Origin of the sequence: Aureispira sp. CCB-E (genome assembly GCF_031326345.1) — a bacterium.
Lineage (GTDB): Bacteria > Bacteroidota > Bacteroidia > Chitinophagales > Saprospiraceae > Aureispira.
The window spans coordinates 1770084-1782120 of the sequence record NZ_CP133671.1 but is presented as its reverse complement, the minus strand read 5'-3'; the positions used below and the strand labels follow the sequence as shown (position 1 = coordinate 1782120).

Annotated in this window: 8 protein-coding genes; 5 read left to right on the top strand and 3 right to left on the bottom strand. The window is 35.9% G+C overall.

What is annotated here, in order from left to right; translation table 11 throughout:
• Nucleotides 1-11 precede the first annotated feature (11 nt).
• Nucleotides 12-1355 carry a hypothetical protein gene (locus QP953_RS06860; RefSeq protein WP_309554418.1) on the bottom strand — a complete coding sequence of 448 codons (1344 nt, stop codon included), beginning with the start codon at nucleotides 1353-1355 and terminating at the stop codon, nucleotides 12-14.
• 263 nt (nucleotides 1356-1618) lie between these two features.
• Nucleotides 1619-3697, bottom strand: a complete 2079-nt coding sequence (locus tag QP953_RS06855) for a T9SS type A sorting domain-containing protein (RefSeq protein WP_309554417.1) — start codon at nucleotides 3695-3697, stop codon at nucleotides 1619-1621.
• A gap of 441 nt (nucleotides 3698-4138) precedes the next feature.
• Between QP953_RS06855 and QP953_RS06850 the strand changes: the two genes are divergently transcribed.
• The 5 genes from QP953_RS06850 to QP953_RS06830 all read left to right on the top strand — a co-directional run bounded on the left by QP953_RS06850 (nucleotide 4139) and on the right by QP953_RS06830 (nucleotide 10229).
• Nucleotides 4139-4735, top strand: coding sequence for a hypothetical protein (locus QP953_RS06850; RefSeq protein ID WP_052592330.1), 597 nt, complete (start codon nucleotides 4139-4141; stop codon nucleotides 4733-4735).
• Between the two features lie 111 nt (nucleotides 4736-4846).
• Nucleotides 4847-5359, top strand: a complete 513-nt coding sequence (locus tag QP953_RS06845) for an OmpH family outer membrane protein (protein ID WP_052592328.1) — start codon at nucleotides 4847-4849, stop codon at nucleotides 5357-5359.
• 390 nt (nucleotides 5360-5749) lie between these two features.
• Nucleotides 5750-6424 carry a DUF4956 domain-containing protein gene (locus QP953_RS06840; RefSeq protein ID WP_052592326.1) on the top strand — a complete coding sequence of 225 codons (675 nt, stop codon included), beginning with the start codon at nucleotides 5750-5752 and terminating at the stop codon, nucleotides 6422-6424.
• A 59-nt stretch (nucleotides 6425-6483) separates the two neighbouring features.
• Nucleotides 6484-7116, top strand: a complete 633-nt coding sequence (locus QP953_RS06835) for a polyphosphate polymerase domain-containing protein (RefSeq protein ID WP_309554416.1) — start codon at nucleotides 6484-6486, stop codon at nucleotides 7114-7116.
• 188 nt (nucleotides 7117-7304) lie between these two features.
• Nucleotides 7305-10229, top strand: coding sequence for a right-handed parallel beta-helix repeat-containing protein (locus tag QP953_RS06830; RefSeq protein WP_309554415.1), 2925 nt, complete (start codon nucleotides 7305-7307; stop codon nucleotides 10227-10229).
• 69 nt (nucleotides 10230-10298) lie between these two features.
• Here the strand turns inward: QP953_RS06830 and QP953_RS06825 are convergent, their stop codons facing one another.
• A complete protein-coding gene (locus QP953_RS06825; protein WP_309554414.1) occupies nucleotides 10299-11831 on the bottom strand; it encodes a beta-propeller fold lactonase family protein in 1533 nt (510 codons plus the stop codon).
• Between the last annotated feature and the right edge of the window lie 206 nt (nucleotides 11832-12037).

Genomic DNA, 12037 nt, shown 5'->3' with positions numbered 1-12037 from the left:
TTACAATTGAACTAGCGTAGTTTTTGTTGATAACTAGGCAAGTCTTTGTGATAATAATAATGATACAAATTATACAACAACATATAATCTAACCCTGGCAGTTCGCTATAAATACCATAGGGATTTCCATTTTTAAAATGTGGATGAATCCATCGGTTAAACGACTTCCATCCATTAGGTGCCGTACAATCTTCTAAACCAAAACAGGGACCATCATAGGGCGCAGCGTTTAAGATCAACTCAAAATCGCTGCGTTTTATTTTTTTGAATAACTTTTGATCAAATAAGACAGATCGAATTAAAGGGTAAATAATAACATCGTGCTTGATACTCTTTCGTCCTAATGCTTTGTAACTTCTTTTGGGCAATAGGCTCATACTTGCTAATGCTAAAACGACATTGGTGGGATGTTGAAAAGCCAAAGAAAGTTGTAACAAATCATAAATGGGTCTACCTAAAAGTAAAGCGCCTTTTTTGTGGTAATTTTTTTCATATTCTCCTTTGGTCAACTGATTGGCAATGGTACTAATTGGAAAGCTCAATCCAATTGCATTTCCTCCCCATTTATCAGGAATTGGGGTACCATCGGGCATTTTTAGTTTCCAACGGTCTTTCATCATATAACTAACAATTCGATCAACATTAACACGAACTTTCTCGCCAAAAGTTGGCAAATTATGCCGATATCTTTGATTGGGAATTAATTGATCGATCATACAAAATCCAATAAATAGTCCAATCACTTGATCTTGACTAATAAAAGAACCCGATTCTGCCGAAGGCTGACCGCAACTAATCGCAGAAGACATACAATTGTAGCTCTCATTTTCATTCGAAAAACGCTTATTGGTCGCTGTATTTTTTTTAAAATAAAAATCACCGTCTATATCATCTCGCACAAAAAAACCATCTTTTTTACCAGGCAACCCTAGGACTACTTCTGCCATCGAGTCCAGTCGTTCAAAAGCTTCTAAAGCATACCACAATTCCTGAGCCACAGCATCTGTATTTTGTTTCGCAATTTCTAAGTTCTTATATTCTAATGCCAATATTGCCAAATAAAGTCCATGATAAAGACTTGCATCTCCCCAATGCATTCGCCCTGATCCTTTTGAAAGGTGGCAATCATTGTTTTTGAGATGATGGTTCGTCGCACAATCGGCATCAGGAAACCGCTCAGAAGCTGCCAAGCTCATTCCTCGACCTAAACCAATGTCCAAAAAACCACATTCATTGTTTGTACCAATTAAGCGAGCTCGATAATGCCAATATTTTTCTAAATTTTCATCAACAGTTTGCGCAAAAGAACAATTTATAGCTAAAAAAAATCCAATCATCAATCGAAAGAAGAACATAGAGTTGTTGTTTTAGATTTGAGTTGCGATATGAGGCTGCTACTTATGATTTTTGCTATCCACTTACCAATACATAACTGAATAATATAAGAGCATGTTTAAAAGTAAGCTTTCTTCTTCTGTTTCTAAGTAATCGTTCAAAAAAAACCACAACTAAAATTTAGCTGTGGTGTGCAACAAATCTAGCTTTCCCCCGAAAGCTATCTCTATCTTTCTATATTGTATAATAATGCTTGATGATATAACATTTTGTCTTTCTGCATTTACTGTTTAATAACCTGTTTTTGTTGTGTAAATTGATTGCTACGCAACACTACGGTATAACATCCAGTTTGCCAATCGTCTGCTGTTGCAATATGAATGCGTTCTTGCCCTCCTTGCAATACTTTTTCAGCGGCATATACCTGTTGCCCTAGGGCGTTGTAAACTAGAATAGAAGTTGGTGTCACTTCTGACGAATTGGTATATACCTCTATTCTTAAGGCATCTCCAAAAGGGTTCGGTGCCACACGCATCGTATAAGGTGTTACATCCTCTAGGGATACGACTCTTACGTCCGAATATCTTACCTCCCCTCCTATTTCAACCATTCCTAGACGATAGTAATTTCGTCCTAAATAAGGCACTTCATCTTTCCATGTATAATGATTGGCTTGTCCTTTTGCTTGAGCAGAAGTATGCGCAATTGTTTCAAAATGAACTCCATCAAGGCTACGTTGCAGCTCAAAATGACTCATATTGTATTCATCTTTGGTCTGCCAAGTTAAATCCACACTCTGCGCAACTCGTTTAGCCGAAAAATCCAATAATTTTAAATCCAATAGAATTGCTGTTCCTGTCGTTGTCCCTCCTACTGGCACTACTCCTGTAATTAAACCACCTCCCGAAAAACTATTGATATCATGAATTTCAACATAGTTAGTTCCATTACTAGCAGCTTGATTATCTACAAAATTCGTCAATTCCAAACTATTGTATACACCTTCTGAATGCAAAGATGAAGCAATGCTAAATGGTGCGCCATTGGTTTTAAAGAAGTAAACTGGACTTTGAACACCTCCATTGGTTCCCTGCCAAGCTGCCGCCGCCGCATTCATAGCTGTACGCTCTGCTGCTTGGTAATAAAAACGAACCCAAACAGGATCCACAATATTTCCAGACAGCACATCCACATTCCAATAACGCCCCATTACAAAACGAGCAAGTTGTTGAGGAATATTTTCTCTTGTATAACAATTGGTTGTCGAGTTGTTTCGTACTTGGATATGCGCTTGTGCTGTAAAATTATTATTCCCTAAATTCATAGGATCATGCGCAATCGCAAATAATAAATCATTGGGATTGGCTGTATTGTAATAATAGGTCCAATCAACGCCCGACTCCGTTACAGTACAACTCGCATTAGAACTAGTCAACATATTTGTTGGAGCGTATGTGGGCTCTTTCACATTTGCAGTAACCAATGTCCGAGGGCTAGAACAAGAACCTCCGCCTGTTGAGTAATGAATGGTTCCATTAAAATTTCGAACTGCAAATGTTAATCCAAAAGGATACGATTTGCCAACACCCTCATAAATTGTCAAATTGGCATCTGATGCTAAAAAATTGCCCACAGCAGTCCCATCTGTATAAGATGTACCTCCTCCAAAATCATTCGTAATATAAAAAGAGTACGTTTGCCCTGCGGGGATAGTCACCCCAACAGGAATTGGCAAGGATGTAGGTAGATTATTTCCAGCAGATGTAATTCCTGTTGCTCCACCAAGCAATGTCCAAGCGCCTGCGTTATTCTCGGAACCTACATGTGTGCCTGCTCTATAATATATTTCATAATTGGCGGTCGTTCCTGCATATAAATTAGCATCAAAGCTATTGATGGTAACCGTATTGGCAGCTGTCAAATCAAACATACAGCCTCGCTGCCCATTGTTGGAGTTGTAAGGAGCAACCAAGTTATTGCTTCCTCCTGCCCCTCCTCCAACAACTTCTTCTACCCAATAGTTAGAAGTTGACGTAACCACAGGATTAAATGTTGCCCCTGTTCCTATAGAGGTGCCACCAGAAGCAACGTTATACCAATTAAGAGTACCGCCCGAAGATGCTGTTGCTGTCAAGGTAGCCGTCATTCCTGGGGCGCATAAATTATCCCCCGTAGCAGCAGGGGCGGGAGGTGCTGTTCTTGCATGATTAGGTTGATGCGTATTGACTTGCTGAAGAATGGATAAATCTGTTGCTTGTTGATTGTAGTTTTTTTCTGCTAAATCGTCTATTGTTTGCCCTACTAAATGGGTGCTTATCAAGAAGCTTAAACACACAATGGGGAATGTAAATAAATATTTCATTGGAGTAAATTTGTGTTATTTGAAATAATAAATATTTGGGACGAAAACGGATATTATTTTCATACTCACAAAGTAACAGTACTTCAGACATTCAAAACGGACAATTTTACATTCAAAACGGACAAATGGCTGTTTAAGGCTATTTTGAGCTATTTTAGTCCGTTTTGGAAGCCCCTTTTTCCTCCTTTTTATACTCTATAAGTTTTTATGCGACCATATTTCACTCAAATATCATGGCACAAATTTTGACCAACGAAAGCGTATACTTCTACCTTAAGCCAATCATCTAAATAGGCGTTGGTAGACTTAGTACTTTATAAATTAGCATTCATTTAAAACATACTTATCTATCACAACTAGTAGTTTGTTCATAACTTTCAGTTGCAACGACCACGAAGTAGCAGCGCAGCTAACTATTATCAAATCAAAACATTCCATTTAATGAAACAATTATTTTTAGCAATGACTGTGCTATTGTTTGCCAATAGCAGTTTTGCACAACAGGTTTTTAATGTAAAAGACAAAAATGCCATTCAAATTGACATTCCAAATAGCAACTTTTCTATTCAGCAAAGCAAAACCAAAAACATTGTAGTTGATGTAGAAATTAGTGTCAATTACCCCAAAACCGTTATAGAGCAGCTTCAAAAAGTAAATCGCTATCAGTTGACTACAAAATCACAAGAGGGAACCTTTGTTCTTGAAGCTCCTAACTTAAAACAAGGGGTCACAATTGGCGGTAACGCACTAAAGGAAACCATTAAAGTGACCGTAAAAATACCAACTAGCCTTACATCAAAAGGTAATGTCATTTTAAAAGGAGAACAGTTAAAAGCTATCAACCAAACCATTCAAGTCAACGTTCAGTTTGTTTATCCACGTAAGCACGTTGCAGCTACGGCACCTAAAACATCTAGTAAGCTGGGAGCTGTTCAAAATTCTTCTAAAACCAAAGTGCCTACTGATACCAAGGAGGTTCAAGCCTTGTACGGAGATATTATCATTGGTAATATGCCTATTGATGATTTTTATGATTAAAACACCTTTTCAGTTATATTGATACCGTAAACTATTCGTCTGTTAAAGCAAAATTCTGTTATCTTTGAAATTTTAATAGCCATCATTTTACCAAAAATCAATCCTCACACAATGAAATATTTATTTTTATTCCTAATCTCTAGTTTTTTAATCACTTCATCTGCTTTCGCGCAACAAGAAAAAATTGGCTTTTTTAGTTCTTCTAAATTAGTTTCTCTTTTTCCTGAAGCAAAGACCATCCAAGCTGAAATCGAAAAGATGAGTACCGAAAAACAAGGTGTCGGCACTGCTTTAGAAAATGAACTCAAAGCTAAAGTTGCCGCATTTGAGAAGGAAAAAGCTGGGATGGCTCAAATTCTGCAAGAAACCAGAGTCGAAGAAATTAGAAATCTTGAAGCAAAAATCCAAAATTACTATGCAACGGCTCGCAAAGAGATTGATGGCAAACGACAAGAATTGTTAAAGCCTGTGTTCGAAAAGGTAAATGCTGGTATAAAAAAAGTAGCCGAAAAGCACAAATTTACCGCTATTATAGATTTAGATACAGGGGGACAATTTCTTTTGTACATTGATGAATCTAGAAATATCTTGGACTTGATGAAAACTGAATTGGGTCTTCAATAAAACTACAACTATTCTAAAAAAGCCATGTTTGTTTATATCATCTTAGACGAACATGGCTTTTTTTTGTTTATACCTTAACGTTATCGTTCATCTAATTTCAAGAATAGATGAAAAATCCATCAAAACCTAACCTAACATTATTCAAAATTTAAGTTCATAGTACACTTGGTTTACTTTAACTTAACATTACTTCTGTTTTCTTATTGAGCTTAGGACAATTTGAGTATATTTGCCGTGAAAATATCAATTGTAGTATTTTATTACTATCCTTTATAATCTTATCGGTTTTTTAAACAACTCCAATCATACTATTATTTAATCCTAAAAAATAGGTCCATGGAGCTTAAAACCTTTGCCATTTAACTTAACTAATAGCTCAGTTATTCAAACATGAACATAGAACAACTTGTAGAGAACTTCAACAATTCTATTAACATTTATGCATTTTTGCTCAACCTAATTGTTGCAACTATTTTAAGTATATTACTAGGTCAATTTTACATGCGATTTGGTAACGCTGTGGCTAATCGTAAAAAATTTGCTACCAACTTTATTCCTTTGGCATTGACCACTGTACTTATCATCACAATTATCAAAACATCTATTGCCCTTTCGCTGGGATTGGTTGGAGCATTATCTATCGTTCGTTTTAGAGCTGCCATCAAAGACCCAGAAGAGTTAATTTATTTATTTCTAGTGATTGGTATTGGGTTGGCAACAGGAGCTAACTACCCTATTTTGGCTAGTATTGCAGTCTTATTCATTTTGGTTTTATTATTTATTAATTACAAAATTCAAGATCGCAGCCGATACTCTAAAGAAAATATGCTGTATGTTAATATTGCCTCTGAAACAACCAATATTGACGCTTTTGTAAGTGTGTTAAAAGAAAAAATGGATTATGTAGAATTAAAAAGAATGGATCGTATGTCTACTGGAGTAGATATTACATTTATTTGTAAAGCTTCTAGCTTAGAGTCTATTACTGCTATGCAAGAACAAATTATTACTTCTACACCCAATACAACCGTTTCTATTGTTGATCAACCAGACTTAATTGTCTAAACACATCAACATACCTGTGTTGTAAAGTATTTTAGGTTGGCTTACGAATTCATACAGTTATGCGTTTTGAACGAAAATATAGGGTGGAAAACTTATCCATGCCACACATTAGACAGATTATAAAATCGCATCCCGCTTCTTTTTATAAACTGTATCCCAATAGAACCGTTAACAACATTTATTTTGACACTCCTAATATGGTTTGTCTAAATGAAAATTTAATGGGGATTAATGTTCGCAAAAAATACCGTGCCCGTTGGTATGGAGATGATATTAGAACCATCATTGCTCCTAAACTAGAAATAAAATATAAGGAAAATGAGCTGGGAGGTAAAACTACCTTTCCACTTTCTCCTTTTGAATTATCTGGTATCAAAGGATTGCAAAAAGAGGTTAACAACTTGGTTCCGCAACAATTCGCACTACAAGCTACTTTATTAAATTCTTACGAACGCTCGTATTGGGGAACCAATGATGGTAAATTTAGGATTACAATTGATTCTAATTTGCGATTCCACTCTTTGCTACACTCTCCCAATTTTAAACAGTACTTGCATAGAGATCACGTTGTTATTGTAGAACTCAAGTACGAACGAGAAGATGAAAAAGATTTACGACGTATTACACGTTTCTTGCCATTTCGCTTGTCCAAAAATAGCAAGTACGTCAATGGTATTTTATTAACACAATAAGATAACGTATTACAGTTGTATTACCAGTACTAGTCTGTCAAAAATCGTATTAGATTACGTTGTGAGTGCTTCGCAGTTCATAATCAATACTACAGCCTACAAACACACTAAAACCTAATTATCAACTTAATCTAAGATACTTTTTAGCAAAAAACTAAAAAATTAGCGGACTATTAACCACTATAGCTATGATTATAAAAACAAATTCTGCTAAAAAAAGACAGCAAAGACAAAGCATTCTACTCAGAAAACTAGTCTCTTTATCAATAGTCGTTTTATTGATACTTGGAATAGTAGTGGTTGCTCCTTATGCGTGGAATGCATTTAACAAAAAAGAAATCAAAGGAACCCTTCTAGCAAATGCAGAAAAAAAGGAAGGAGATTTTTTTGTTTTGGATGGGTACAAAGTAGGTGGTGCGGCTGCACAAACTAAGGCAGAAGCATACGAAGGCAGTTATTCTATTGAATTGAGTAAAAACAAAATCACATATGGTTTTTCGACCCAGCTGAATGATGTCTATGTTGGCGATGAAATTACAGTAAAAGTCTGGATGCGTTCTCCTTCTAAACAAGCTGGTCGATTAGTACTAACCAGTCTTGACGGCAAGGCAGTTTATCTTCAAAGTGAGCAATTCGAATTTACAGATCAATGGCAACAAGTAGAAGTGTTTTTGGATGTTACAGAACCATTGCAAGAAAACACACTCAAAATTTACTGTTTTAACTTTAATGAAGATCCTGTCTATTTTGACAACCTTTCGTATTCTAAAAACAGTTCTTATGAAGCGTCTATTGTCAAAAGTTGGCAGCCTGACGATATCCATATTTTTGTCAAAGAAGGAGAATACAACAAACTAAAGCAAAAACGCCATGAAGCCATAGAGCAGGGTATGCTGATTAGTTCTGATGATTCTTGGGTAAAAGGAGCAATCTTTCCCAAAGAGCAAAAGGATGCAAAAATTAGCATCAAAATGCGTTTAAAAGGGGATTGGACAGATCACCTAATGGGAGACAAATGGTCGTTTCGGGTGTCCACTCAAACCGATAAATCTTGGAATCGCTTAAAAACGTTTTCTCTACAAAACCCTTCTACAAGGGGCTATTTGTTTGAATGGGTTTTGCATGAGTTTTTCAAATATGAGGACATCTTAACCACTCGTTACGACTTTGTCAACATGAAACTCAATCACAAAGATTTGGGGTTGTATGTTTATGAAGAACATTTTTTGAAACAATTGCCTGAATTTTCGAAGAAAAAAGAAGGACCCATTATTCGATTTGTAGAAAGTGGTTTTTGGGAAGCTCAATTACAACAATTCAATTTAGATGCGGATTTGGATGGCGAACTTGTTGTTGGTAGCCCTGATATCAAACCATTTTCAGAAGGAAAAACGTTCAAAACGCCCGTATTGGCAGAACAATACAAAATTGCACAAAAATTACTTTACCAATATCAATATGGTTTAAAGCCAGCAGAGGAAATTTTTGATATAGATTTACTTGCCAAGTATTATGCTATTATGGATATTACGGCAGGCTATCATGGTATTGCATGGCACAACCAACGTTATTACTACAATCCAGTTACAGGAAAACTAGAGCCTGTAGGCTTTGATGGCTTTACAGAAATTGGCTTGGATCACACACCAGAAAAGCCATTTTTGGGCATTGATTTATCTGCCATCAAAGGGAATAAAGAATTGCATCGCAAGTTATTTAGAGACAATGGTTTTTTAAGAAAATACCATCAATATTTAGAAAAATTTGCCGAAGAGACTTACTTAAAGGGATTCACAAAATCTATTGCTACGCCTCTTTATGCTCGTTTAAAAGTCGTTCAACAAGAGAAACCAGATTATACGTTTTCTATTAACTATATGTATAAACGAGCTAGCAATATTTTAAACGCCTTATACCCCAATAGCGCCTCTCTTCAAAGCAAAACAGTAGCTCCAGGGCTAATTGCTGTCTGCAATCGCCATCAAATTCCTATTGAAATAGTAGGTACTATGAGTCAATCAGGAGGTGTTATTAATTACTTGGATACAGCTCAAATTCTTTATACGACTAGATTTAGAGATTTGCCAGACTATAGCGTTCGAATCAAGGTTCCTGACAATGCTAAATTTTTCGTATACCGAGTGCTTGGTCTTGATAAAGACTTTTATGTTAGCATCAATCCTTGGCCTATTCCTGAGGGCTTGAGTCCAGTACAAGAACTAAAAAGTACCTTGAGAGAAAATCATCCAGCCTATGTTTATACACCAGGGCAACCTCACATCATCTTTAACAAGAGTGTTGTCATTGATGAGCCCATTGTTATTCCTGCTGGTCATAACATCACATTTAAGCCTGGTATTAAGATTGATATTGTCAATAGCGCTTTTATCCTCTCCTATTCCCCAGTACAGTTCTTAGGAACAGAGTCGGCTCCTATTGTGGTTGAGTCGAGTGATAAATCTGCTCGTGCTTTTTCTGTCATACAAGCAGGTGGGCAATCTCAGGTTAACCATACGCTATTCTCTAAATTAGGAGCATTCTCTTACAAAGGCTGGAACTTGCCTGGCGCAGTTAATTTTTATGAGTCTAATGTCGATATTTATCACACTACATTTACTCAAAATAGTTGCGAGGATATTTTAAACATTGTGCGCTCTGACTTTGATTTTCAATATAACACGATTAGCAATACTTTTGGAGATGGTTTTGATGCTGATTTTTGTCAAGGAACGGTTGCTCATTGTCATTTTAATAATACAGGAAACGATGCCATTGATTTTTCTACCAGTATTGTCACCATTCGAGATTGTACCATTAAAAAGGCAGGAGATAAAGGAATTTCTATGGGAGAGCAAGGAACAGCACGAGTTATCAATACAACCATAGAAGATGCTGTGATAGGGATTGCCTCCAAAGATTTGTCTAAAACAATTATTAGCAACGTTTCGCTCAAAAACTGCAAAACAGGTTTTTCTGCCTATCAAAAGAAACCTGAGTACGGTCATGGATTTATCCGTGTGCATTCTTATACTAGCGAAAACTTAGGCACTTTGCATAAAATTCTCCCTGGTTCTAAACTTATTCTAATTGACCAAGAAATTTTGGGTGATTAATGTTAGGTTGACTAATACGTACTCAAAAAACGATAATGAAGTGGATTCATTATCGTTTTTTATTTTGCTCTATCCTTCCAGAGATGCTTTAAATGCTTGCTTGAGCCTCTTGTTGGTAAATAAAGTATCTAACAAATAGAAATTCTCTATATCAGAGGTATAATAATAAGCAAACTTCACCCATTCCAATCGAATATACTCCACTTCAAACACACGTGCCAGTTTCAACACTTGCATTGTTTTTAAGCAACGATTTTGCACTGTTTTCATAGCAAAGTCATAACGAGCTTGCTCGGTTTCCAAATCGTTTAATCGTTCTTCTATCCTGCTGACCTCTACTTCTGTAATTGCTGTATAAGGACAATCATGATCACTTACATTATTCGTAGGGATGTCTTGTACAATTGGTTGGGGAGTCTCTTTATTATCTACATTAAGTTGTTGTTGTTGACGAGGACTAGGCTTAGCATTGGAGTTTTCTAATACAACGACATTCCCTCCAAAATAATTAGAGACATAAATATATTTGTTATCGGCACTAAAACTAGCCCTATAAGGCGTAGCAATTTGAGGATAATTTTTCTTATGAAATGTTTGAATAAAAGTTAGTGCACCTGTATGAGCGTCTCGCTTAAAAATATGAATACCAGAGTCATCTCCACCTGTTAATACATATAGATATCCCCCACTACCATCCAAACAAATATTTTTGATATTTTCCAATTGGTATTTTACAGCCAACTCATAATAAGCATTTTGCAAAACTAGTTTTCCATTTACCCATCTATAATGCATTATGGCACCACGTCCGCCATTAGAATAACTTTCCGTGCCATCCATATAAACATCTTTTCCATCAGGAGAAAAATTCATATATTCCAAATTTGCGGACACCGTATATTGTTTTTGTTTTCTCCCAAAATAATAGTAAGAACCAGGAATAGGATAATCTTCTCTTAAGTCTCCCACAACATACAATTCTCCAGTTTCGTCATTGAATTTCAGTATTGTTCGACCAAAGTAACTATTATCGCCATAATATGCGATAAAAGCATACTCTCCATCTGTACTAAAATAGATTGTCCCATGAGGACTACCTTTCGAATCATGTTGCCTCAGATAAGTTGCCGTACCATCTTGGAAACGAAGTGTCATTAGGGTTTTATTACCCGCTAAAAATAAATAGCGTCCACTTGGTGACAAAGCAATATCCATCGGCTTGTTGATAGATCCTTTTCCGTCAATGGTTTGTTCATATTTTTTATGTAATGATAATTTTCCATTGGAAGGATCTCGTTTGTATATTAATAATACTCCATCTGAAAAATTGGTTGTGATAACAAACCGATTATCCTTCGTCAAAAGTAATTCACTGGAGCTGCCCGATATTTTTAGCTCTTGAATATTTTCTAACAACTTGGTGGTAGGATTTATACGATATACTCCAACGCCTTTCCCATTTCTAAGATAAAAGTATTTTCCATCATCACTAATAACAGAAGCGCTAGGACTACTAATATACTTTGTTGCTTTGATTTTAAATTGAGCAGAACTACTATCTATTGTTCCTATCAGAAATAATATAAAAAAAAATAATCTCATAAATCTTGGTTTTAAAACAAGAAGCGGCGGATACATCTCCAACTGCTTCTATGAATAAATACAGGCTTTCTCATTTTTTGATTTGTTGAACCAAAAAGACCAAAAGCTATCGCACCAAGAAATACAAAAAATAATCCGAGTTGGTCTCCTATAAATTTACAGAAGTTTCATATTTACCCTACCAAGGGCATATTTTTTTAATGTCA